General features: G+C 71.8%; 24 protein-coding genes and 1 pseudogene. 12 read left to right on the top strand and 13 right to left on the bottom strand.

Annotated elements, in window-relative coordinates:
• Window positions 1-305: 305 nt before the first annotated feature.
• From ACFYW1_RS08465 to ACFYW1_RS08455, 3 genes and pseudogenes are all read right to left on the bottom strand, one after another.
• Window positions 306-1,106: pseudogene (locus tag ACFYW1_RS08465) on the bottom strand (transposase); the annotation flags it as partial.
• A 77-nt stretch (window positions 1,107-1,183) separates the two neighbouring features.
• Entirely contained in the window at window positions 1,184-2,113 is a 930-nt protein-coding gene (locus tag ACFYW1_RS08460; protein WP_388989007.1) for a MarR family transcriptional regulator, read from the bottom strand.
• Window positions 2,114-2,469: 356 nt separating this feature from the next.
• The gene (locus ACFYW1_RS08455) at window positions 2,470-3,072 is read right to left on the bottom strand and encodes a DUF6879 family protein (protein ID WP_388989004.1); all 603 of its coding nucleotides are present in this window, start codon (window positions 3,070-3,072) and stop codon (window positions 2,470-2,472) included.
• Window positions 3,073-3,771: 699 nt separating this feature from the next.
• Between ACFYW1_RS08455 and ACFYW1_RS08450 the strand changes: the two genes are divergently transcribed.
• Window positions 3,772-4,422 (top strand): hypothetical protein, encoded by a 651-nt coding sequence (locus tag ACFYW1_RS08450; protein WP_388989001.1) that lies wholly within the window; start codon window positions 3,772-3,774, stop codon window positions 4,420-4,422.
• Between the two features lie 103 nt (window positions 4,423-4,525).
• On the opposite strand, the gene ACFYW1_RS08445 is transcribed toward ACFYW1_RS08450, so the two are convergent.
• From ACFYW1_RS08445 to ACFYW1_RS08430, 4 genes are all read right to left on the bottom strand, one after another.
• Window positions 4,526-5,032, bottom strand: a complete 507-nt coding sequence (locus ACFYW1_RS08445; protein ID WP_388988998.1) for a DUF6624 domain-containing protein — start codon at window positions 5,030-5,032, stop codon at window positions 4,526-4,528.
• Between the two features lie 372 nt (window positions 5,033-5,404).
• A complete protein-coding gene (locus ACFYW1_RS08440; protein ID WP_388988995.1) occupies window positions 5,405-5,884 on the bottom strand; it encodes a nucleoside deaminase in 480 nt (159 codons plus the stop codon).
• 168 nt (window positions 5,885-6,052) lie between these two features.
• Window positions 6,053-7,315, bottom strand: a complete 1,263-nt coding sequence (locus ACFYW1_RS08435; protein ID WP_388988992.1) for a phospholipase D-like domain-containing protein — start codon at window positions 7,313-7,315, stop codon at window positions 6,053-6,055.
• Window positions 7,316-7,531: 216 nt separating this feature from the next.
• Window positions 7,532-8,173, bottom strand: a complete 642-nt coding sequence (locus ACFYW1_RS08430; protein ID WP_388988989.1) for an HAD family hydrolase — start codon at window positions 8,171-8,173, stop codon at window positions 7,532-7,534.
• A gap of 348 nt (window positions 8,174-8,521) precedes the next feature.
• Between ACFYW1_RS08430 and ACFYW1_RS08425 the strand changes: the two genes are divergently transcribed.
• Window positions 8,522-8,842, top strand: a complete 321-nt coding sequence (locus tag ACFYW1_RS08425) for a hypothetical protein (RefSeq protein WP_388988986.1) — start codon at window positions 8,522-8,524, stop codon at window positions 8,840-8,842.
• 276 nt (window positions 8,843-9,118) lie between these two features.
• Window positions 9,119-9,754, top strand: a complete 636-nt coding sequence (locus tag ACFYW1_RS08420; protein WP_388988983.1) for a hypothetical protein — start codon at window positions 9,119-9,121, stop codon at window positions 9,752-9,754.
• Window positions 9,755-9,849: 95 nt separating this feature from the next.
• Here ACFYW1_RS08420 and ACFYW1_RS08415 read toward each other — a convergent pair whose 3' ends face one another.
• The gene (locus ACFYW1_RS08415; RefSeq protein ID WP_388988980.1) at window positions 9,850-10,755 is read right to left on the bottom strand and encodes an NAD(P)-dependent oxidoreductase; all 906 of its coding nucleotides are present in this window, start codon (window positions 10,753-10,755) and stop codon (window positions 9,850-9,852) included.
• 65 nt (window positions 10,756-10,820) lie between these two features.
• Between ACFYW1_RS08415 and ACFYW1_RS08410 the strand changes: the two genes are divergently transcribed.
• The gene (locus ACFYW1_RS08410; RefSeq protein ID WP_388988977.1) at window positions 10,821-11,171 is read left to right on the top strand and encodes a winged helix-turn-helix transcriptional regulator; all 351 of its coding nucleotides are present in this window, start codon (window positions 10,821-10,823) and stop codon (window positions 11,169-11,171) included.
• A 144-nt stretch (window positions 11,172-11,315) separates the two neighbouring features.
• Here ACFYW1_RS08410 and ACFYW1_RS08405 read toward each other — a convergent pair whose 3' ends face one another.
• Window positions 11,316-12,737, bottom strand: a complete 1,422-nt coding sequence (locus tag ACFYW1_RS08405; RefSeq protein WP_388988974.1) for an amidase — start codon at window positions 12,735-12,737, stop codon at window positions 11,316-11,318.
• A 47-nt stretch (window positions 12,738-12,784) separates the two neighbouring features.
• Here ACFYW1_RS08405 and ACFYW1_RS08400 point away from each other — a divergent pair, with 47 nt between their 5' ends.
• Together ACFYW1_RS08400 and ACFYW1_RS08395 are read left to right on the top strand one after the other, a co-directional pair.
• On the top strand, window positions 12,785-13,483 hold the full coding sequence (locus tag ACFYW1_RS08400) for a TetR/AcrR family transcriptional regulator (protein WP_388988971.1): 699 nt from the start codon (window positions 12,785-12,787) through the stop codon (window positions 13,481-13,483).
• The gene (locus tag ACFYW1_RS08395; RefSeq protein WP_388988968.1) at window positions 13,480-14,373 is read left to right on the top strand and encodes an alpha/beta fold hydrolase; all 894 of its coding nucleotides are present in this window, start codon (window positions 13,480-13,482) and stop codon (window positions 14,371-14,373) included. Before ACFYW1_RS08400 ends, ACFYW1_RS08395 begins: the two co-directional genes overlap by 4 nt.
• Window positions 14,374-14,426: 53 nt before the next feature.
• Here ACFYW1_RS08395 and ACFYW1_RS08390 read toward each other — a convergent pair whose 3' ends face one another.
• A complete protein-coding gene (locus ACFYW1_RS08390) occupies window positions 14,427-14,894 on the bottom strand; it encodes a MarR family winged helix-turn-helix transcriptional regulator (RefSeq protein ID WP_388988965.1) in 468 nt (155 codons plus the stop codon).
• Window positions 14,895-15,004: 110 nt separating this feature from the next.
• Between ACFYW1_RS08390 and ACFYW1_RS08385 the strand changes: the two genes are divergently transcribed.
• The gene (locus tag ACFYW1_RS08385; RefSeq protein ID WP_388988961.1) at window positions 15,005-15,466 is read left to right on the top strand and encodes an SgcJ/EcaC family oxidoreductase; all 462 of its coding nucleotides are present in this window, start codon (window positions 15,005-15,007) and stop codon (window positions 15,464-15,466) included.
• Window positions 15,467-15,490: 24 nt separating this feature from the next.
• Here ACFYW1_RS08385 and ACFYW1_RS08380 read toward each other — a convergent pair whose 3' ends face one another.
• Together ACFYW1_RS08380 and ACFYW1_RS08375 are read right to left on the bottom strand one after the other, a co-directional pair.
• Window positions 15,491-16,327 carry a MerR family transcriptional regulator gene (locus ACFYW1_RS08380; RefSeq protein ID WP_388988958.1) on the bottom strand — a complete coding sequence of 279 codons (837 nt, stop codon included), beginning with the start codon at window positions 16,325-16,327 and terminating at the stop codon, window positions 15,491-15,493.
• Window positions 16,311-16,856 (bottom strand): VOC family protein, encoded by a 546-nt coding sequence (locus ACFYW1_RS08375; RefSeq protein WP_388988955.1) that lies wholly within the window; start codon window positions 16,854-16,856, stop codon window positions 16,311-16,313. Before ACFYW1_RS08375 ends, ACFYW1_RS08380 begins: the two co-directional genes overlap by 17 nt.
• A 142-nt stretch (window positions 16,857-16,998) precedes the next feature.
• Here ACFYW1_RS08375 and ACFYW1_RS08370 point away from each other — a divergent pair, with 142 nt between their 5' ends.
• The 5 genes from ACFYW1_RS08370 to ACFYW1_RS08350 all read left to right on the top strand — a co-directional run bounded on the left by ACFYW1_RS08370 (window position 16,999) and on the right by ACFYW1_RS08350 (window position 21,187).
• On the top strand, window positions 16,999-17,436 hold the full coding sequence (locus ACFYW1_RS08370; protein WP_388988952.1) for a glutaredoxin domain-containing protein: 438 nt from the start codon (window positions 16,999-17,001) through the stop codon (window positions 17,434-17,436).
• Window positions 17,437-17,852: 416 nt separating this feature from the next.
• Window positions 17,853-18,314, top strand: a complete 462-nt coding sequence (locus ACFYW1_RS08365; RefSeq protein WP_388988949.1) for a hypothetical protein — start codon at window positions 17,853-17,855, stop codon at window positions 18,312-18,314.
• An 8-nt stretch (window positions 18,315-18,322) separates the two neighbouring features.
• On the top strand, window positions 18,323-18,937 hold the full coding sequence (locus ACFYW1_RS08360; protein ID WP_388988946.1) for a toxin: 615 nt from the start codon (window positions 18,323-18,325) through the stop codon (window positions 18,935-18,937).
• A gap of 44 nt (window positions 18,938-18,981) precedes the next feature.
• On the top strand, window positions 18,982-20,292 hold the full coding sequence (locus ACFYW1_RS08355; protein ID WP_388988944.1) for an MAB_1171c family putative transporter: 1,311 nt from the start codon (window positions 18,982-18,984) through the stop codon (window positions 20,290-20,292).
• 46 nt (window positions 20,293-20,338) lie between these two features.
• Complete coding sequence (locus ACFYW1_RS08350; RefSeq protein ID WP_388988941.1) at window positions 20,339-21,187, top strand: GNAT family N-acetyltransferase; 849 nt, start codon at window positions 20,339-20,341, stop codon at window positions 21,185-21,187.
• Window positions 21,188-21,238: 51 nt separating this feature from the next.
• Here ACFYW1_RS08350 and ACFYW1_RS08345 read toward each other — a convergent pair whose 3' ends face one another.
• Window positions 21,239-22,942: a SpoIIE family protein phosphatase gene (locus ACFYW1_RS08345; protein WP_388988938.1), complete on the bottom strand. Its 1,704-nt coding sequence runs from the start codon at window positions 22,940-22,942 to the stop codon at window positions 21,239-21,241.
• Window positions 22,943-23,016 lie beyond the last annotated feature (74 nt).

The raw sequence follows: 23,016 nt of genomic DNA, 5'->3' as shown, positions 1-23,016 counted from the left end.
CGACGCGGAGTGGCTTCACAACTACGCAGTCAGCGATGGCAGCACCAGCGAGTTCGTGCCCGCCAGCACTAACACGTACGTTTGGAGAGATATTTCTCCGGGCGAGCGCAAATGTTTCCAAGTGCAAGTTCAAACCGAGAGTGAATACGGTGCCAGCGACTGGTCCGCGCCCGAGTGCATTACGGTGCCGAAGTAACTCTCGGGGCATCTATTGGCCTCGATCTTTCGTGATGGGCCGCCGACCGGGTCGGGGGCCCGTTTCGTTGTCGGTGGCTGAAGCCGGGCAGGTTGAGGGCCCGGGCGTCGTAGGACAACCAGCGTCCGCGCTGGGCGAGCCAGGCCACGAACTCGTGGATGCCGCCCGCGGAATCCCAGCGGATCGGTGTCCACCGTCCCCGCCGGTATTTCTTGGGCAGCTGAGCCAGGGCGAGGCGAGCGGCGGTGATGTGGTCGGCGGCCGTGTTCGAGCCCGCGTTGCCGGGCCGGAGGTGGGATGCGACAGGTTCGCCGATTCCTCCAGGGCCGTGGTCGACGAAGCCCATGAGCGGGTGGTGCCCGTAAGTCTTCTTCCAGGTCGGAGGCGCGTTCTGCTTGTCCGAGTGCGCGACGACCAGGACCCCGTCCAGGTCCACGGTCACCTGCCCGCCGGCATCCGGAGCCCGCTCCTCGGCCGGCTCCCGTACTTTTTCGCGGACATCGGAACGTGCGGCGCGGATCGCGGTCAGCGACTTCTCGCCGGAGGCGGCGAGGGTGCCGATCAACCGGGAGACCGTCGGATCGGAGACGACCGGGCCGAACACACCCGGCTCGGCCCGCAGCATGCCGACGTCGGCCAGGCAGTCACCGCCGAGTGCGACCGCCAGTGCGAGGTCCACGAGCATCTTGCCGGGGTCGTGGACGGCTCGCGGTCTCCGTCAGGGGGTCAGGGCTGCGGATATCACCTGGTCAAGGCCGATCTTGCGGACCATTTCGACCAACAGGACCGAACCGGCTTGCGGGACCACGGCCCGGCCGTCGTCCCGGACAAGGACATGGGGATAGGACCCGAGAGGCCGCTTCCCCTGGAAAGTGCCTCCGACAGGGGCGGGAACAAGGGCCTCAGCAATCCTTGTTCTCGCTGGCCAGGGGCACTTCCTGCTTGCCTGACCGCCTGCCGGACAGCCCGCTTCATGAAAGCGCGAGGCTAACCCTTTCCGACCTGGCCGGAGCCGGTGCCGGGTTCGGGCCGGCGGCAGGGCCTGCACAGGCCGTCGAGGAACGCTTCGGGGCGGCCGGGTGTGCGGCACTCGGTGCACTCGACCAGCATGCGGCGCAGCGGGGCCTCCGACACGGGCCGAGGGGTGGGGGCGGGCAGCCGGGGCGGGAGCTTGTCGCGCAGGCGGCGGCGTACGAACCCGAAGGGCGAACCGACGGCATCGGGAAGCCCGGCAATCAGGGCGCTCGTCAGGTACTCGGCGCCCACGCCCCGTTCGAACCACTCGGCCGCCAACGGCTCCAGCTCCGCGCAGTCCGCCGCCGAAAGCGCCAGCCGGGCATCGGCACGCCCCAGCCGCGCCAGGGCCATGAACGCCTTCGAAGGCCTCTTCTCTTCGTTTGCTTCCGGCTGCGGCTCCGGCTCTGCGGTGCGCTGCTGCGGAACCAACACCGGTACGGGAGCAGCGACTTCGGCAACAACCGTCTCACCAGCCACGGGCGCCGCCCCCGAGCGCTGCCCCTCGGCGGCGAGGAAGGAACCCCACCACTCGTTGTCGCGGGCGATCCGCGACCAGTAGGTCCGGGTGACCCAGCGGACCTGGTCGCCCTCGCCGCTCTGCCCCCGGACACGCCGCAGGTGACCGGCCACGCTCAGGGCCCTCAACGCGCTGCTCACCGCCATCTGCCCGTATAACGGCAGGACCTTGGCCAGCGACTTGACGTCCATCACCGCCCCGTCCGGCAGTGCGTCGATGTAGCCCGCGATGTGCCGCTCACGGTCGGGCAGGAATGCGAAATCGCCTTCGAGCGGCGGACGTTGCTCCGGCACGGAACGCTTCCCGTAACCCGGACGGGCCTTCGGATGGGCGCGCGAGGATGCGGACGCGCACTGGGCAGGGCTAGGGTCTGAAACAGCCACGGGATCGTTTCCTTCGATCGGCGATCTTGCGGTCAGACCCCGGCCGGTGCGCTAACACCGCGTCCGGGGTTGTTTACTTTCGGCACCGTAGACAGCCGTGACCCTTCGCCGCAACTCGGTCACAACTAGTCATACTTGCTGGCCGTTACGGGTCAGGGAGGGGCGGGAGGTGTTCCCCAACCCCCCACCGAACCAACCGCTTGAACAACACAGCTCGAACCCCGACCCTCGAATCCCGAAGCTCAAGCCCCGACCCCGAGCCCCCCTCCAGCACCCCCGAACGAGCGAACACCTCCGCCTCCGGCACTCGACGCCCGACACCCGAAGCCCGAAGCCCGAAGCTCGACTCTGATCGGCTACGGCTTCCCGGCGGCGAAACGGTCGTACGGAACGGCATGGTGCATCGCCGCGTCACGCACGACGCAGTACCGCACGACCTCCGCCGGTTCCGTGACCAGCTCGATGTCCAGCAGGTTGTCGGCGTCATCGAAGCGCAGCAGGGCCACCAGCCGCGAGTCGAAGATCCAGAAGTCTTCGGCAGGCAGCGCGGACCGGCCCGCCTCCTCCCGCCACAGATAACGGATGTCCTCGCCGGCGGAGGCGTTGTGCCGGGCGTAGTCGAGCAGGAACAGCTGTTCCGTGGTGGGAGGGTCGTCGACGATCCGGACCCGTCCCACACTCTTTCCCGCGCCGGTCTGGGCCCGCATGTTGACGAACCAGGGCTCGTCGGGATCGCAGGGCGAGGTACCGGTGTCCAAGAACGCCCGGAAGTCGGGGTCCTGCCGGTCCGAGGCGTAACCACGCCGCGTCTCCAGCCGCCAGGCCGTGTGCTCGAAGGTCTCGAAGAGACGCCGGAAGGTGCCCCGGTCGACGATCTCTCCGGTACCGACGTCCGTGTGCGGGGCGGGGCAGCCATCGGCCCTGCCGGCCGTGCCGACGAGAGGTGATTGACGAGCCATGAAGACTCTCCCTTCCGAGGGTGTCCGTCCCCCAGCATGAACAGAATCCCTGCCCGGCTCCACCACACCGGGCAGGGCCCGGACCGGAAGAGAACACACGGCACACCGGCCTCGCGAGCTTCGCAGAGCACGCTTGCGTCGTACGTCACGGCGTTCTTCCAGGCTATGCGTAGGCCCTCACCAGGAGAGTTCCTGCCTCTTGTCCTTCAGGAGGAGGGATGACCTCGGCTTCGGAGTACTCGAACCCCGAAGAGGTCAGAAGGGCTGACCATTCCGTCGGGTTGTGGTCCCACCTGGTCACCGCCCTGGGCTCTCTCGGAGTGCCGACCGGCTGCATGCCGGCCGTCGGGGGCTTGTGGGAGAAGACCAGTACGCCACTGGCGGTGGTTCAGGTACGGGAGACCGATCTGCGGCAGGACGGGAACCGGCGGCACTGATTCGATCATCTCTTCTCCTGGCAGCGGTGCTTGAGCGACCGAGTGCTGGACGGACCTGGATCCGCGTTCTTGGAGGATGCCAGTGGTGAGCAGCGGATTTTCGAGTCGGCCGGAACGCGCGACAGCCACGGACGAGCCGCAGGACGCGGTACCCGAGGGCTGGCAGGACCGGGCGACGCCCGGGGACGACGCCCCGGAGCCGGAGGACGCCCGACCGGAGAGTGAGCCGCGGGGCTGCATCGGCCGACGGGCCATACTCACCGTGCTGGCGCCTCTGGCCGCCTCGGTAGCCCTCGCGGCCTGGATCCTGCTGCCCGGGGAGCCGTCGCACGCCCCATCCGCCGCCCCGTCGGCAGCCCCCAGCACCCCGGCGGCCCCGGAACATCGGCCTGACCTGACCACCCCCGACCGGCTGAGCGCCTTGGTCGCGGACCTGAAACGGCGTACCGGAGGCACTGAAGTGGTCTTCCTCCACGTGTCGGCCGGCTATGCCTCAGCCACGGTCCCTCTCCCGGGCGACACTTCTGACAAGCCATTCGAGAGCCACACGTACCAGAGCGGGAAGGGGTGGTCCTCCTACCGCAGCCACGGCGGGTCCGACAGCGCCGAGCGCATCCCCGAAGACCTCTCGAAGATCGACTGGAACATCCTCGAAGAGCTGTATCCCAAGGTGAACGAAAAGCTCGCCCTCCCCGGCAAGCCCGAGCGCACCCTGACCCTGAAGGCGGGCCTGAGCGGCGACCGGTACGACTTGTCCTTCAAGGTCCCCGACACCCCCGCCGAACTCACCGTCGAGCTCAACGACGGCACCCGCATCGGCTGGGTCGAGGCACGGACCGACGGCGCCATCACCGAGGCCAACCTGCCCGTGCAGTACGCTTTTTCCCCCCGCCCGACAACCGCATCGCCATGACCTGGGCAGATATCCGGAGCCACCGGCCCCACTGCTACTTAGAGCTGGTCGGGGCGACCGGTACGGGCCGATCGGCCCGAACACGGCCGGGCGGCGCCGGTCGTCAGTTCATCGCGAACTTGGCGACGTACTCGTCGAAGGGCTCGATGCCGGCCTCCGCACGGAGTTCGTCCATGCGCTCCGGCTCCTCGCAGGGCCACGGAACGGGTGCCCCGTCCTTCACACCGGCGATCTGGGTGCCGAAGATCTGCTTCCGGCCCTCGTTGACCAACGTACGGTCGCGCAGGAAGGCCAGCTCGCGCGGGCCGGCCGCGCCCGCCGAGACCGCCTGCTGCATCAGGTGGAGGGCGCGCCGCTGGATGTCGAGCTGCCGGTCGGCGTGCTGGGCGATCAGCCATGCCGCGCTCGCGGCCTCCTCGCCGACCGCTTCCGCCGTCGGCCAGCCGTACTCGTCCATGATCTCGCCGAGCCGGTCGCCGTGCCGGGCGGTCAGCCGCCGCCACTCCAGCTGTTCGGCGAAGTCATCGCTGTGCGCGCGGATCGAGGTCTGCTGATCGGCCGCGGCCATGTCCGTCAGTTCCGCGGCCAGTGCGGCAACGTCGTACGCCACTTTCAACTCCCAGGCTTGATCGGTGATTTGGTTCCGCCGCCTGCAAGCCTAGGAGCACAAATGGTGCGTAAAGATCATTCCGCGGAACGGTGACAGGCACCTTTCCGCGCAGGGATAATGGATCCACCCCCAAAGCCGGAACGAAAGCCGAAGTGCCGCTCCGCCCCCTGATGGGCCAGCCCATGACGGAGGCGAAGAAGCGCGCCGCCGCCTCGTTGTCGACGGCCGGGACGATGGTGTGGTTCAGCGTGATGGGCATGATGTTCGGCGCCGCCTGCCCCCTCGGCAGGTCCGGCGCACGAAACGGGAAGCCCCGTCGCGCGGTGCGCGACGGGGCTTCCCGCCCGTCCGGTCCGCACCGGACCGTCGTGCTCAGAACGCGCCGTGGAAGCGGCGGTGCAGGTCGTGCACCTGCTCCGCGAGGCCGGGAATCGGGCCCTCCACCACGAGGCCGGGGACGACCTCCCGGATCGGCAGGGCGCGCACGGGAGGGGCGGGGACCCCCAGGTCGCGGAGCCAGGACGACAGCTGTTCGGAGGAGCTCACGTACACGATGCGGCCCAGCCCGACCCAGCCGTGCGCGGCGGCGCACATCGGGCAGTGCTCGCCCGAGGTGAAGACGGTCGCCGCCGCTCGCTCCTCGGGGGACATGTTCGCCGCGGCCCAGCGCGCCAGCTCGAACTCCGGGTGCCGGGTCCGGTCCCCCGATGCCACCCGGTTGTGGTCCTCGGCCAGGACGGTCCCGTCGGCGGCGACGAGGACCGAGCCGAACGGCTCGTCGCCCGCCTCCAGGGCCTCGGCCGCGAGTTCCACGCAGCGGCGCAGATGCCGCAGCTCGGCGTCGTTCACCATGTTGCCTCCAGCTCGTGCTCATCAGCGGATGCCCGTGCCCCGGCCGCGTGCCGGAACGGCGCGCGGCCGTACGTGTACGTACACGTACGTACGGGGCGGGCGACGACCGCGACCGTACCGCCGCCGTGGACGACATGGTGATCGGCGCGGCGGCGGGTCCGGTCGTGGTCAGCTCTTGCAGATGGCCACGTTGTCGCTGGTGCCGGGCATGGCGGCGGACCGCGTGGCCTGGAAGTTGGCCTCGAACGCGTCGAAGACCGCCGGCGTGGTGATGCGCAGCATGGCCTCGTCGTTGTTGCGCAGGGCCGGGCCGCTCCAGTTGTGGCTGCCGGTGAACAGCACCTTCTGAACGGTGCCCGCGTACATGCCGTTGACCATCCAGTTCTTCGAGTGCACGATCAGGTTGTTCCCCTTGGGGTCGCCGTCGTCGTGCTGGTAGCAGCGGTTCGTGATGCCGGAGACGCCGTGCAGGGCGGTCCAGGTGCCGGAGTCGCTCTCGCTGTAGACCAGATCGACCAGGCAGCCCTGGCCCGCCAGCGCGCGCAGCTTGTCCGCGACGCCCTGCCGGGTGATCTTCAGCATCGCGGCGTGGATGGTGGTGCGGCGCGCGGTGCCCGCGGAGTCGGTCCAGCGGCAGGTGATGTTGTCCATCGCGTTGACCACGGTGTCCGTGGTCTCGTCGCTGCCCGCGCGGGGGAAGAAGTAGTACTTGTAGTCGCCCGCGTTGCCGTACGTGTAGGACCAGGCGGAGCGGTTCTGGGCCTGGAGACGGGTGAAGTAGTCCGCGTAGCCGTCGTACAGGGCGGTGTTGCCGGCGACGGTCACCGAACTGTTCCAGTAGCGGCTGTAGTTGGACGGCGTCAGGTTCGAGGTGAGCTGGACGACGACGTTCTTCTGGGCGCCCCCGCCGATGCTGCTCGCGAGCAGGAACTTGTTGTGGTTGATGCCCGTCTGCTCCGTGCTGAGGCACGAGCGGTCCTTGGCGCACAGGGCCACCCAGGAGGTGGCGGAGGTGCTGGTGCCGAGGCTGCTCACGAGGAGGTCGTAGGAGGACCGGTACTCCAGGGTGCTCTCGTCGAGGACGACCTTGACGCTGACGCCCCGGGCCTTCGCGGCGCCGAGGTCCGCGGCGATCGTCTCGTCCCACAGGTGGTACATCGCGAGCCGCAGGACCGAGCCGCTGTCCGCGTTCGCGATCACCGAGCGGACCTGGGCGCGGATGGCCTGCTGTTCGGCGGTGGTGCCGGTCGGCTTGTTGAAGACCGGGCCGGCGGGGACGGTCGCCGCTTCGGCGGTCTGCGCGGGCACGAGCAGCGCGGCCACGCAGGCGGTGGCGGCGAACAGCACTCCGGCCGCACGCCTGACCGGTGCGGAGGGCCGCGTGGAGGCGGACCACCGGGACAGGGGCCATGAACGTGTTCTGGCGGGCATCGGCATCATCGTCGGCTTTCCTCTTTCCTCGTGCTTACGCGCGGTGCGCTGTGCGGATCTCTCTGTGCGTCAAACCGGTTCAGCAAAGCACGACTTCAGTGCGAGGTCACCAAGTCCGGGCGCCGGGTTCCCGGGGGGTGTCGTGGCCGGTCGCCGTCGCGGCGGGGCGGGTGCGCGGGGTGGCCGGAGCCGGGTGCGCGGGGCGCGCCTGTTCGCTCAAGGGCGGTGCGCCGGGGCATCGCGGTGGCCGGGGCCGGAGGTCAGGTGGGTCTCGATGCGGGTGATCGTACGGGCGTTGTCCTCGAAGAGGTGCGCCTGCATGCCCGCCGTCCGGGCGGCCTCGACGTTGACCTCGACGTCGTCGATGAACAGGCAGCTTCCCGGCCGCACGTCCAGGGCGGCGCACACGGCCCCGAAGGCGCGCGGGTCCGGCTTCTCGATGCCGATCTCGTGCGAGTAGACGATCCGCTCGACCAGTTCGTCCAAGCGGTGGCGCGACGCCTCCCGCTCCCGGGCACCGACGAAGCTGTTGCTCAGAATGCCCAGCCGGCACCTGCCGCGCAGCCCCCGCACATGGGCGATGAGTTCCTCGTTGGGTGTTCCCAGGTACTCCGTCCACAGGTCCGCCATAAAGGCTTCGCGGCGGGGGATGTCGAGCCCCAGGCGCGCGGTCAGCTGTTCGTGGACCTCCCGCTCGTCGATGTGTCCGAGGCTCCCGGCCCGCCACACGTCGCGCATCCGCTCGTGCACCGTGCCGGGCGGCAGCTCCAGCCGTTCTTCCCACCGTTGCACCCACCCCGTTTCCGGCGTGATCTCCAGTACGCCACCGATGTCGAAGATGACGCAGGTCTCCGCCACGCTTGCTCCCCCTCCTCGTCCTGCCGCGTCGACGAGCGCCCACCGCTCGCCCGGGTGATCCCCGGAGTCACCCTCGCCCCTCCCCCAGGGGCAAGGTCAAAGCACGGGTCGTACCGGGGGGGCGGGCGCGATCGTCGACCGGCATACTGGGCGCCGTCCAGAATGCGGCCGGGGGCGGGTAACGTGAAATTCGAAATATTTCGTATCGGTGCCGGCCTTGCGGCCGCCACCGTGACGGCATTCGCCCCGTCCGCCTGCGAGGCCGAGAAACCCGTCCCCACGCCGAAGGCCGTAACTCATTCCGAATTGGTCGGCCGGTGGAACGGGGAGGGGGAATGCGGATCGCCGGTGCTTCGGCTGCGTGACGATTACACCTTCACCGGCAAGGACGTTCCCGTCGCATGGGACGGCCCCGTACCGGACTCGAAGGTGACACGCCGTTCGTCCGACGGGAAATGGCACGGGGTCAACAAGGACCCCGGTCTGCCGCCCTACCTGGTGCTCAGTTTCAGGAACCACAACGACATCCAGATTCTGCACTTCTTCCTGGAGCACGGAAAGCTGCGGATGGACGGGACCATCCACGCGGACGGCGGGGACCCCTATCCCTACGAATGCACATACAAACGGGTCTCCACCGACCCCGGGGCCCAGGACGCTTCTCGGTAAGAACCTCGACTCCGGAAGCGGCCAACTTCCTGTGTCCGGTGGGGAGATGGGGACGGACGGGCCTGGGGTACCGGCCGCCGGCACCCGGCCCGTCACGCGCCCGAACGGGTACGCCGGCCCGGCACGCGCGCTCATCCTCGGAGCCCATGGGACCGGTGGCGCTCTCCCCCGTGGAGCGGAGCGGGTTCGGTCCGGTGGGCGACGTGCCGGGCGGGGGGCGGCTGTGATCGTTGGTGTCGATCGAGCAAGCGGCATCCGACGGCCCGAGGAGCACACATGACCGCCCACCATGCCCCCGCACGCACCGGGACCAGGCGGCTGCGCGTCGCCTGGAGGAGGGCGCACGCCCCGGTGCCCGGTGTTCCCCGGTGGGCCCGGATCGCCGCCTACGTCATCCCCTTCACCGTGCTTCCCTCCGGCCTGTGGCGGATCATGACCGTGATCTTCCACATCGGCGACGACGCCACGCACGGCAGGGGTCAGCTCCCGTCGTGGCTGCCGGGGCCGGTGTACATCGTCGCCCTGTCCGTCCTCTCCGAGCTGCTGGCCTTCACCGCCGTCGGGCTGATCGCCGCGTGGGGAGAGGTCTTCCCGCGCTGGATCCCGCTGCTGGGCGGCCGCAGGGTGCCGCCCCTCGCCGCCGTCCTGCCCGCCGCCCTCGGCGCCACGGTCCTGACCGCCCTGTGGACCACCGCCTTCGTCACCTCGATGTACGGGTTCACCATCCAGGGCACGCCACTCCCGGACGACTTCCCCACGAAGGCGATGCACGGCTGGCAAATCGCCTTCTTCAACCTCACCTACACCCCGCTCCTGCTGTGGGGACCGCTGCTGGCGGCGGTCTGCTTCGCGTACTGGCGGAGGCGCTGCGGCCGCACCGCCCCCGCGGGCGCGCCCGGGACCGCGTCGTGACCGGTCCGACCACGTACGGGGCACCACCCGGCGGAGGCCGTCCGAACCGGCCGGCCCCGCGCCCCGGGCGGATGACGCCGCTTCCGGACCCCGCCCTATCGGCGGGCCAGGAGCTCCGCGATCCGGGAGAAGCCGTCCGCGCCGTGGCCGAGCGCCACGGCGCGGCGGGCCAGGCCCTCGGCGGCGCGCATCACGCCCGCGTCGATGCCGTGGGCCTCGGAGGCGTGCACGACGTGGGCCATCGTCGAGACCGCGGAGGTCAGCGGATTGCCCTCGCCCGAGTAGCCGCCGTCCTCGATGTCGTCGGCCGTCCCCTGGAAGATCGCCGGCAGGATCGCACCGATGCCCCGGGCGAACGGGGCCAGTTCACGCGGCGAGATGCCCTCCGCCCCCGCCAGTGCCAGCGCGTGCGCGTAGCCGGTCATCGACGTCCAGAAGACGTCGAGCAGCGCGATGTCGTAGGCCGCGGCGCGGCCGATGTCCTCACCGAGGTGGGTGTGGCTGCCGCCCAGGGCGCCGAGCACCTCCCGGTGCTCGCGGTGGAGCTCCTCGCGGCCGCTGAACAGCAGGACCGCCTCCGGCGTGCCGATCGTCGGCGTCGGCGTCATGATGGCGCCGTCGAGGTAGTGGATGCCGTGCTCGTCGGCCCACCGCCCGGTGTCCCTGGCCCGCCCCGGGGTGTCGGCGGTCAGGTTCACCAGGGTGCGCCCCTTGAGCGCGGCCGTGACGGCGTCCCGGCGCAGCACCGCGTCCGTGGCGTCGTAGTTCACCAGGCACACCACGGTCAGCGGGCTCGCCGCGACCGCCTCCGCGGCGCTCGCGGCTCCGATCGCCCCCCGCTCGACCAGTTCGCGGTCCCGGCCCGGGGTGCGGTTCCACACCGTGGTGCGCACCCCGGCGGCCACGAACGCGCCCGCCAGCGCACGGCCCATCGGGCCGAGCCCGATCACCGTGACGGCGGCCGCGGAACGCCCGGATGCGGCCCGAGGGGAAGAAGACATGACGGAACTCCCTTGTACATGAGGTGGAAGGGCAGGAACGGAACAGCCCGGGAAAGGGGCGGACGATGGCACGCGGCAGGGTCGACCGCCCCGGCGTCTGCGGGGTGACCGCGGCCGTCGCCGTGATCGACGGCAAGTGGAAGACGTTGCTGCTGTGGCTGCTGGAGACCGCCCCGCACCGGCCCGGCGAGCTGCGCCGCAAGATCCCGGAGATCAGCGAGAAGGTGCTGACCCAGACCCTGCGCGAGATGGAGTCGGACGGACTCGTCCACCGCGAGGTGTACGACGTGGTGCCGCCGAAGACCGTCTACTCGCTGACCGGGTTCGGCCTCGAACTCTCCCGGGCACTGGCTCCGCTGTCCGACTGGGGCCACCGCCGTCTGGACCGGCTCGCCGCCGAGCACACCGTGTCCTGATCCCGGTCCCTCTTCCTCCCTTTCCCGTTCCGGTTCCCGCTCCCGTTCCCGGTCACCACCAGGCTCTCCCCGCGTGGTCACGGCGACAAGTACCCACAAAAAAGTGGGTACTCGGACGGGCGCCGCACCCCCGGCGCCCGGAGCTCAGCCCACGGCCCGCCCGGCGTAGCGGTGGGCCCACGGCAGTGCCTCCTCCAGCACGGCCGATACGCCCAGCAGCAGGTCCTCGCGCCCCCAGCCGGCCGTCAGCGAGACCCCGAGCGGCAGGCCCTGCGAACTCCAGCCCAGCGGAAGGCTGATGGCCGGGAACCCGGTGGCGTTCGCCAGGACGGTATTGCCCGTGAACGCGGTCATCGCGGCCAGTTCCGCCGCCGGGTCCGCGTCGTCGCGGAGCCGGCCGACGAGCGTCGGCGGGGCCGTCACGGTCGGGGTGACCACCACGTCCACGTCCGCGTGGGCGAGCGCCCAGGCGCGGGCGCGGGCCTGGACGACACCGATCGAGGCGGCCAGCCCGGCCGAGGTGAACTCCCTCGAACGGGACAGGAGATGACGGGTGATCGGCCGCAGGGACGACTCGTCGAGGGCCATGACCCTCGACCCGACCAGCGCCGTGAACATCGCCCGGAACCCCTCGGTCAGCTCGGGGTCCGGCGCCTGGTCCCGGGCGAACACCTCGTGCCCGAGCCCGGCCAGCGTGCGGGCGGCGAGCTCCGCGGCCCCGGCGACCTCGGGATCCACGGGCGCGCCCGAGACCGATCCCTGGGCCAGCGCGATCCGGAGCCGCGGCACGGGTGCGTCGCACGCGCGCTCGTAGCCGTCGGCGCCGTCGATCCGGGGCGGATGCACGGTACCGGCGCCGGTGCGGGCGGTCAGGACGTCGAGGAACGCCGCGGTGTCGCGCACGGTACGGGCGATCGGCCCCTTCACGGAGAGCCCCATCCCGTCGTTGCCCACCGGGCCCGCGGTGACGAGCCCGCGGCTGGGCTTGAGCCCGACCACGCCGCAGGCGCTCGCGGGCGAACGCACCGAACCGGCGGTGTCGCTGCCCTGCGCGATCGGCACCAGCCGGGCCCCGACCGCGGCCGCCGCCCCGCCACTGCTGCCCGCCGCGCTGCGACGGAGGTCGAACGGGCTGCGCGCCGGGGCGGACACCTCGGGCTCGGTGTAGCAGGCGGCCCCGAACTCGGGAACGGTCGTCTTGCCGAGACCGATCAGCCCGGCACCGGCCATGACCTCGACGATCTCGTCGTCGTGCTCCGGAACCCAGTCGCGGAACAGCGCCGACCCCAGCGTGGTGCGTACGCCCGCGGTGGCCTCCAGGTCCTTGACCGCGGTGGGCACGCCGAACAGGCGCGGCAGCCCGGCCCGGTCCGCCGACCGCAGGACCCGTTCGGCCTCGGCCGCCGCGGCGCGGGCCCGGTCGGCCGACACGGTGGTGAACGCCCCCACCCGGTCACCGGCCTCGATCCGGGCCAGCAGGTGGTCCACGACTTCGGTGGGACTCGTGTCGCCGCATGCGTAGGCGGCGACCAGCTCCAGCGCCGTGAGGTCGTGCAACTCCGTCATGCGCCCTCCCATTGAAGTTTCGTTACGCGTATCGATATGGTGCGGGCATGGTGGGCGAAAAGGCAAGCAACCCGAAGAACGGCCGCCCCCGGGCGGTGACGCTCGACGCGATCCTGGACGCGGCGACCGAACTCTCCGACGACCAGGGGCTCGACGCCGTGACCTTCCGCGCGCTGGCCGACCGGCTGGGCGTGTCACCGATGGCGATCCACCGCACGACGGGCGGCATCGAAGCGCTCCAGCACGCGCTGGTGTCCCGGATCGTCGGCGAGGCGACCCGGTCGGTGCACTGGCCGGACGACTGGCTCGGCACCGTCCGGCTGTTCGCGAACACGCTCCACGACCTGCTCATGCGGCACCCCGTCATCCTCGATGCGCACCGCCGCGCGCCGCTCGTCGGGCCCGGCGCCGACGACGTCGCGCACCGGGTCGTGGCGGCGCTGCGCGGTGCGGGGCTCGACGAGGAGGCCGCCGCGTACGCGTACGGCGCCCTGCACGACTTCGTCACCGGCCACGTGGCGATCCGCCTCGGCCGCGGAGACCTGGAACCGCACCGGCTCCCGCCGGAACGCCGGGCCGCGTCGGTGTTCGCGGAACACCACGACTACGACCGGAGGTTCGCCCTCGGCCTCGACTTCGTCATCGGCGGAATCGCCGCAGCGGCTTCGGCGACCCCTTCGCCCCACGCAGCCCGTACAGCCCGTGCGTCCCGCGCATCCCGCGCATCCCGCGAGGAGCAGAAATGACCCCCTCCCCGACGGACCCGACGGACCCGACGAAGACGGACCTGCCCGAGACGCACCACGTGGCGGCCCCGGGCGGGCGCCGTATCGCGTACTGCTCGTACGGCGACCCCGCCGCCCCGCCCGTGATCGTGCTCCACGGGACCCCCGGCAGCCGCTACGAGGGCCTCGCCCTGCGGCGGGCGGCGACGGACGCGGGCCTGCACCTGGTCTTCCCGGACCGCCCCGGGTACGGCGAGACCGACCCCGTGCCCGGTCGCGGCTTCCACCGCTGGAACGACGACTTCGTGGCCCTGCTCGACCACCTCGGCCACGAACGGGCCCCGCTCGTCGCGATCTCGGGCGGCGGCGGGTACGCGCTCTCGGCGGCCCAGCGGCTCCCCGGGCGGGTGACGAGGCTGATCCTCGCCTGCGCCGCCGTTCCCGGAGCCCCCCGCGAGGCGTACGCGCGCCGGATCCCGCTGGTCAAACTGCTGAACCTGATCGCCGTCCGGGCCCCGGGGGTCGCCCGGCGGATGCTCGCGGGGCAGGGCGTCTTCAAGAGGGCCAGGAACGAGCCGAACCTCGACGCCTGGCCCCGCGCCGACCGGCTGATCATGACCACCCCGGCCTTCCGGGCGCTGTCCGGCCTGGACACGGCCGAGGGGCAGCGCCAGGGCACGGACGCGGCCGTCACCGACCTCGCCGGCTACGCCCGCCCGCTGCCGGACCCGCTGGGCTCGGTCTCCGTGCCGACCCTCTTCCTCCACGGCGAGGCGGACGGCAACGTCCCCGTCGAGGTGGCGCGCTGGGCCCACGCACAGATCCCCGGCGCCGAACTGCGCACCGTCCCCGACGGCGGCCACCTCTTCCTGCTCGCGGACCCGGAACCGCTCCTGCGCGAGCTGACCTGAGCGAGGCGCGCGGGCCGGTACGCGTGCGCACCGGCCCGCGCTCCGGCGGTGGCTCAGCCGGCCGTGCCGCCGCCGGCCCGCAGGTCCTCGGCGGTGTCCTGGTACGCCTCGGCGGCGCGGGTGAAGTAGTCGAAGAGGGTGGCGCGCTGCTCGGGGGAGTAGCCGCCGAGCAGTTCGCCGATCCGCCGACGGGCGTCGGCCATGACGTGGTCGAGCTCCGCGGGCCTGCCGACCGGTTCGACGATCACCTTGCGGCGGTCGTCGGACGAGGGAACGCGGCGTACGTACCCGGCCTGCTCCAGCCGGTCGACCAGCCGGGTGGTGGGGCCGGTGGTCAGGCCGACGCGCGTGCCCAGTTCGCCCGGGGTCATCGAACCGGCCAGCTCCAGGACGTTCAGCGCGTACAGGTCCGTCGCGCCCAGACCGCAGGCCCGGGCACTGGCGTGGGCGTGCAGCAGGATCGCGCTCAGGTACCGGCGGTAGACCCGGCTCGCATCCGGCTGCGGATGGGGCGTTGACACGGCGATCCTCCACTCCCTAATCTCTTCCTCAACGAAGAGACTTCTTAAAAGAAGAAGCTTCTTCAGAAAAGTAGCTTCGTTCGCGAAGGTACCACGGGAGGGAATGCCGGATGAGCGCCGAGAGCACCCACACCACCGCCACCACCGAGATCCGGGCCCTGCTGGACCGGGCGCGCGCCGCCTGGAACCGCGGCGACGGCACCGCCTACGGGGACTGCTTCACCGAGGACGCCACCGACGTCACGTTCACCGGCACCGTCTACCGCGGCGGGCAGGAGATCGGACGGGCGCACCAGGCCCTCTTCGACACCTTCCTCAAGGGCACCGAACTCCACCTGGACGTCCGCGACATCCGCACCCACGGCCCCGCCACCGCCGTCGTCGTCACCCGCGGCGAGGTCTCCAGGAAGCCGCCCCGCAGGCTCGGCAAGATCGCCACGTACACCCTGGTCCGCACCGACCGGCGGGGCTGGCGGATCGCCGCCGTGCAGAAGACCCGGCGCAAGGGCCTGCTCGAAGCCGTCTCCTTCGGGCTCCGGCCCGCCACCAGGCCCGCCACCCCGCCGAGTTGAGCCACCCGGGCCGTTCGCCGCGCCCTACTGCCAGGTCGCGGCGTCGGGGTCGATGCCGTGAGCGCGCGCGTCGGCGTCCACGACCTGCCGGAACCAGGCGGCGAGACCGGTCCGGATGCCGTCGTAGTGGGCGGCGAACCCCGGATCGGCCTCGTACATGCGGGCCAGGCAGACCTGCATCTGCCGGGTGAGGGGGAAGTACGAGGCGAAGACCTCGCGGTGCCGTTCGGCGAGCCGGTTCGCCTCCGGGCTGCCGGGGACGACACCGGCGTCCATCGCGTCCGCGAGGGCGCGGTCGAGGCCGGCGACGGCGTCGGCGACGGCCTGCCACTCCTCCGGGCCGCGCGAGGCGGAGAGTTCGGCGTACTGCCGCCACTGCGTCGTGTCCCCGTAGTGGCCGCGGGCCTTGACGGGCCCCTCCGGGTCCCACCCGGGGCCGAAGATCGCGGCCTGCTGCTCGACGGTCAGCAGCAGGCCGCGCTCGTGGGCGTCGATCATCCGGTCCAGGCCGGCCCCGAGCCGCCGGAGGCGTTCGATCCGCTCGGCGACCTGGGCGCGCTGCGCGCGCAGCGCACCGGGCACGTCCGCGGTCGAGTCGTCCAGGACGTCCCGGATCCGGTCCAGGCCGAGACCGACCTCGCGGTAGACCACGATGCGGTGCAGGCGTTCCAGATCACCGGCGGTGTAGAGCCGGTATCCGGCGGCCGTGCGCATCGACGGGCGGGCCAGGCCGATCTCGTCCCAGTGGTGCAGCGCCCGGACGGTCACACCCAGACGCGTCGAGACCTGGCCCACGGTCAGGCCGTCGGCCCCGGACCCGGCCGCGGCTTCCGTTTCGTCTGCGTCAGGCATGCTCCTCATTGTTGTCGGTTCCGTCGCGGTCCAGGTCCGGCGGAGTGATCCCGATGGCCTCAAGGTTCCGCGCCTCCTGGCTCGCCGGGTCGAAGGGCTTCGCCGCGGTGACGACGATCCGGGCGTTCTCGGGAGTGATCACCGTCACGTCACGCGTGTTCCAGGGGGTGTCCCGCGGGCCGTCGACCGAGTCCGGACGCAGGGCGCGGCAGTTCGCGACCACGGAATCGATCTGGCCGAGCACGTACGAGAAGCTGACGCCCATCGCGGGCGGCTGCTCCGGAACGCTCTCCTCCGCGACGAGGAGCACGTCCTGGAACGCCCATCGGCGCAGGTGCACGAGGGTGCCGGGGATGCTGAACAGTTCGAAGAACCCGAGCCCGCGGACCCAGAAGTCCACCGAGGCCGCGAGGTCGTTCGTGGGGATCGTCGCGAACGCGGGCATCCCGTAGATCCCGTGGAACGGCTCCGGCGCAACCGCGTCCGGGCCGGGGTCGGGTACGGGGCTGATCTCGAACGCGTTGTAGTAGTCGCTCATGGGCACCACCCTCCGGCCTCACGCAACGTGAGGGTCAAGCCGGAATTTCCCGGCCCGGCTTCCGGGCCCGGGGGCCCGTACCCGCCCGTGCCGATGCCCCGCCCGGGACCGGTCACCGGGAAGCGCACTAGCCTGCGACGCCATGAGACGCGCCCGGCTGCTGCCCGCACTGTTCCTGTTCGGTGGAGCGGCGGCCGCCGTCGCGCTCGCCCTCGGGGGGAGCCCCGGCTCGGGCGCGGCGCTCCTGCTGGTCTTCGTCCTGGTCGCGGGGGTGAACTCGGCGCTGGTCTTCCCGAGGTCGATCGGGGCGGCGCAGGCGCGGCGCCGCAGCGCGGCCGACGGCCGGCCGATCGTCTTCTGGCGGCCCGGCTGCACGTACTGCCTGCGGCTGCGCATCCGGCTGGGCCGGGACGCCCACCGACTGCATTGGGTCAATATCTGGCGCGATCCGGGCGGTGCCACAACCGTGCGGGAGGCCAATGACGGCAACGAGACGGTACCCACCGTCGTCGTGGCGGGCCGGCCGCACACCAACCCCGGCCCGGAATGGGTGCGCGAGCAGCTCCCCCCGTCCCGGTGATCCGGGGCGCCGGGCGGCGGTCCGGACGGGACGGAGCGCGGCGACACACATCCAGCTGACCAGCAGGTCAGTTGATGCCGACTTGACCAGCGGTCATAATGGACGAGCAGCCCTTCACGCATCCCCCGTCGTGAAGGGCTGCACCCTCAACTGCCCCCATACGCGCCGCTTGTCCGTCTTGTCCGACGGAATGTCGCGCAGGGCAGGGCGACTTCACGGGCAGGACACTCCCCTCGCGGTCCCCTGCCCGTGTTTTTTCGAGTTAACAGTGACGTTGCGTGTTTACGCAAGCCCGTTCCCGTACCGCCCACCGCACCGAGAGCCCCGTCACACGATTCGTTACAGTGCAATCCCGTTGGCCGAGACGACGACCGAGCACCGCTGGTCGGGCGGGGAACGGATACGTGGGGAGCCGGATGGACAGCGTCGAGGAACGCACGCCGGAGCTGCGGACACTGCAGCAAAAGGTCGAGTACATGGTCGAGAAGACGTTCCCCGGACAGAAGGTCTCGGGCCGGGTCTTCGCCGACCTGGTCAAGGAACGCGGCGGTTCCCTCTCGCACAGCTACTTCTCCAACATACTCGCGGGGAAGGTGACGCAGCCGTCCGAGGACATCCTCAAGGCGCTCGGCCTGGGCTTCGGCGTGGACTGGCGGTTCTTCAAGGAGGAGTCCGAGGTCGTCGACGACGTCGTCGCCGGGCTCCAGTTCCTCGCCAAGCGGCGCACCGGGGAGATCAGCGGGGTCGCCGGCCGGGGACTCGACGAGGACGGGCTCCCGCCGGAGCTGCTGCAGTTCGCCCTCTCCCTGCTGGAGGACGCCCGGGGCAAGCAGGACGCGGCCGACGGCGGCGGCGTCCGCGGCGAGCCGGAGGGATAGACCTCCACATGTCCATGCGCGAACTGCGGAAGGAGTGCGAGGCCGGGCTGGCCGACCTGCCCATACCCGCGCCCTTCTCCATCGACGCACTGGTGGCGAACATGGAGGCGGCCCGCGGCCGCACCATCGTGCTGCACGAGATGCCCGACCGGCTGGCCCGCGTCAACGCCGCCTGCGGGCTGCGGCTGAAGACCGGCGGGACGAGCTTCGTGCTCTACCGCCGCCGGCCGACCGAGTACCAGACCCAGCACGTCATCCTGCACGAGCTGTGCCACGAGTGGTTCGACCACGGCACCTCCCTCGACGCCGAGCAGCTCAGGCGGCTGCTGCCGGTCTTCGACACCTCGCTGATCACCCGGGTCCTGGGCGGGGGGACCGCCCCCGTGCCCACGCCCGCGCCGCCGGTCGCCGACACCATCGCCGACGCGATCCGGTCGGGGGACGGCACCGTGCAGGCCCGCGCGCAGTACGACACCCACGACGAGCGCATGGCCGAGTTCGGCGCCTCCCTCATCCCCCGCATGGCCCGGGACGTGTCGAGCGACGACATGGTGGGGCGCCTGGCCAACTCCCTCTCGCGCCCCGTCGCCAGCCGCCGCCGCGGCCTGTTCCGCCGTTCCTGACCCCGCTCGTCCCCTCACCCCCGCCCCCACCCCAAGGACCCGCCGTGACCCCGCTCGACCTCGCCGGCTACCTCATAGCCGTCCTGATGACGGCCGTCGCCGTCTGGCGCATGCCCGCCGCCCTGTGGGGCGACGAAGAAGACAAGCGCCGCCGGGCCCTGTGGGGCTGCTACGCGGGCTTCGCCGCCGCCCTGTGGACCAAGACCCGGGCCGTGCGCATCGCGCTCAACGACAGCGCCGTCACCGACCTCGCCGTCCTGATCAAGCACTACACGGCCACCATCGCGATCCTCGCCATCCTCAGCTACATCGTCGCCATCTACGGCCAGTACCCCGACGGCGGCACCGTCCCGCGCCACGTGCGGTTCGCCCGCGCCATCCAGCAGGTGGCGGCCAAGGCGTCGATCGCCACCCTGGTCCTGCTGACGGTGCTGTTCTTCACCGTCGTCGACCGTTCCGTCCCCTCGGACCGCTTCGTCGCCGACCACGCCGGCCAGTGGGGGGCCACGCTGTACATGAGCGTGTTCTACCTCTACCTGGGCGCCGCGTCCGCCGTCTGCGCGTACCAGTGGGCGCTGGCCACCGCCGGGGCCAGGCTGCGCCATCTGCGGGTGGGGCTCGGCATGATGACGTTCGCCATGTTCATCGGGGTCGGCTACACCGTCAGCCGGACCCTGTTCCTGTGGATCAGCGTCCTGGACACCCCCAGCGAGTCCTTCGCGCTGCGCTTCGACGAGGTCACCGAGGCCGCGCAGGTGGTGCTGTTCGCCTTCTTCGCCGTGGGGGCCTCCATCCCCGCCTTCAGCAAGGGGCAGCGCCGCGCGAAACTGTGGCGGGCCCAGGTCAAACTGCACGGCCTCTGGTACGAGTTGATGACCGCCTTCCCCGAGCAGCCCTTCGACCCGCCCGCCCCGCTGGTCCGGGAACTCACCCGCTTCGACACCCCGGCCGACCTGCGCATCGACCGCTGGGCCGCCGACATCGCGGACGCGGTCGAGAAGCTGCGCCACTACGTCCCCGACACCCTGCTCCCGGCCGCGAAGGCCGCCGCCGCGGCGGACGGCGCCACGGACAGCGAGAAGGCCGGCCCGCTCGCCGAGGCGTACTGGATCAAGGCGGCGCTCACCGCCCGGAACAACGGCGCGGGCGCCACGACCGCCGCCGCGGTGGACACCCAGCACGCCACCGACCAGGACGGCGAGGTCGCCTGGCTGGTGCGGGTGGCCACCGCCTACCGGACCGTCACGGCGGACCGGTCGGCGCAGGTGCTGGAACGGGCCTCGGCCGACGCCGCCCACGAGGCGGACACCGGTGCCGACGCCGGTGCCGCACAACCGCCGCACACCGGTGGATGACGGAAAAACACCGTTGAACGGGGCATCCGGTGGGTACGGGTGCCCCGTGCCGAACTTCGAGATCACCACCGCGAGCGCCGACGACCTCACCCTCCAGGCCGAATGGGCCCACGAGGAGGGCTGGAACCCCGGCCTCACCGACCGCCACGCCTTCTTCGCCGCCGATCCGCGCGGCTTCCTGTTCGGCCGGCTCGACGGCGAACCGGTCTCCTGCGTCTCCGTGGTCCGCTACGGCACCGGCTCCGGCTTCCTCGGCTTCTACCTGACCCGCCCCGAACTGCGCGGTCAGGGCTACGGGTTACAGACCTGGCAGGCCGGCATGGCCCGGCTGGAGGGGCGCAACGTCGGCCTCGACGGGGTGGTGGCCCAGCAGCCCAACTACCGCAAGTCCGGCTTCCGTCCGGTCTGGACGAACATGCGCCACGAGGGCCTGCCGCCGACCGGACTGCCCGCCCCGGCCGGTACCGCCCTCGTGGACGCCCGTGCCGTCCCCTTCGACCGGATCTCCGACTACGACCGCCGGTTCTTCCCCGCCGCCCGGGACGGCTTCCTCGCCCCGTGGATCGCCGGACCCGGACACGTCTCGCTCGCCGCCGTCCGGGACGGGGAGCTGCGGGGGCTGGCCGTGCTGCGCCCGTGCCGCACCTCGTCCCGCATCGGCCCGGTGTACGCCGAGTCGCCCGAGACGGCCGGAGCCCTGGTCAGCGCCCTGGCGGCGACCGGTCCCGGCACACCGGTGGCGATCGACGTGCCCGACGTCAACCCGGCAGCCGTGCGGCTGGCCGAACAGCTGGGCCTCACCCCGTCGTTCGAGACCGCCCGGATGTACACCGGCCCCGCGCCGGACATCGACCACGGCGGACTGTTCGGCATCACCAGCCTGGAACTGGGCTGACCCCGGGACGGTACGGAGCCACCCGGGCGGCCGGTGCCGGTGCCCGGCGGGTCACAGGGGGGCGCGGGGGCGGGTGCGCGAGGCCAGGACCGCCACGTCGTCCTCGGCGCCCGGCCCGAACCGTTCGAGCACCTCGTCCAGCAGATCGTCGAGGCTGCCGCTCCGGGGCATCGTCAGGTCCTCCAGGCGGGCGAGCGAGGTGTCGATGTCCTCGCCGCGCCGCTCCACCAGCCCGTCGGTGTACAGGAACAGCACCGTCCCCGGGTCGAACTCCACCAGCGTCGAACGGTAGCCGCCGAAGCCGGTGCCCAGCGGCGGCCCCACCGCCACCTCCGCACACAGCCTGGCCCCCGCCAGCGGATCGATCAGCACCGGCGGCAGGTGCCCGGCGCTCGCCATCTCGCACGCCCCGCCGAACCGGTCGACGACGGCCAGCAGGCAGGTCGCCGCCCGGTCCGGGCCGGACCGCTCGACCATCCGGTCCAGCCGCTCCAGGATGCGGTGCGGCGGCAGCTCGTCGTCGGCGAGCATCCGCAGCAGCGAGCGGTAGTGGCTCATCGCGACGGCCGCCTCCACCCCGTGGCCCATCACGTCGCCCATCGCCTTCAGATGGCGTCCGTCCCGCAGCGGGATGACGTCGAACCAGTCGCCGCCGACCAGCACGCTCCGGTCGGCCGGCAGGTACCGGGTGGCGATCTCGATGTGCGGGTGCGGGGGGCGTGGCTCGGACAAGAGGGAACGCTGGAGCTCCAGGGCGATGGTGTGCTCGTGGGCGTACCTGCGGGCGTGGTCGAGGTCGACGGCGGCCCGGCCGGCGAGCTCCCGGGCGACCACCACGTCCTCGTCGGTGAAGACCGGTGAGTCCCCGGACCGGATCAGGCCGAGGACGCCGAGCGGCCCGCCGCGCACGGTGACGGGCACGACGACCGCCGAGTGCATCCCGAGGGCCCGGTAGGCGGCGACCCGTTCGGGGGCGGGCGCGGAGCGCAGCAGCTGTTCGTCTTCGGTGAGGTTCTCCACCACCGGCAGGTTGGACGCCAGGCAGCGCTGCACGGCGGCGCCCTCCTGGTAGTCGATGTACTCGCCGGTCAGCCCGAACTCGCGCAGCGCGTCGCGGAGGGCGGGCACGGCGGTCAGCGCCGCCCGGCGCAGCCGCAGCACGCCGGGCGGGGCGGGGCGGACCGGGGCGGCGACGTCGGGCGGGAACACCTCGACCGTCGCGAGGTCCGCCAGCCCCGGCACGACGAGATCGGTGAGCTCGGCGCAGGTGGTGTCCATGTCGAGGGTGGTGCCGATCCGGGCGGCGGCGGCGTCGAGCAGGCCGATGTGGCGCCGGGCCCGCTCCAGCGCGTGCCACCCCTCGTCGGAGGCGGTGACCTCCAGCACGACCCCGGCCAGGCCCATGACCCGGCCGCCGGTCTCCAGGCGGTGGAACGCCCCGTGCCAGTACCGCCGGGACCCGCCGGTCGCCTCGGTGAACCCGCTGGAGGTGATCTCGCGGGGCCTGCCGTCGGCGAGCACGGCCAGCATCATCTCCTCACCGGTGTCGACCAGCGGGAGGACCTCGGCGACGGTGCGCCCGATGTGCTCCGCGGCCGGGATGCCGTTGATCCGTTCGAGAGCCGGGTTGACGTAGAGGAAGCGCAGCCCCGTGTCGAGCACCCCCACCCCGGCCGAGGTCCCGCCGATCAGGGCCGCCAGCACCTCGGGCCCGAAGGGCGGCGGCGGATCGGCGGCGTACGCATCGGCCTGCACGTCAACCTCCTGGGCGGGCGCGGACCACCCGCTGCCCGGCCCTCCATCGTCGGCCGCCGGGTCCCGCCGCGCAT

The sequence above is a fragment of the Streptomyces sp. NPDC002669 genome (assembly GCF_042889165.1).
In the GTDB taxonomy this organism is placed as follows: domain Bacteria; phylum Actinomycetota; class Actinomycetes; order Streptomycetales; family Streptomycetaceae; genus Streptomyces.
The sequence above is the reverse complement of the archived record's forward strand: the minus strand, read 5'-3'. Positions and strand labels throughout refer to the sequence as shown.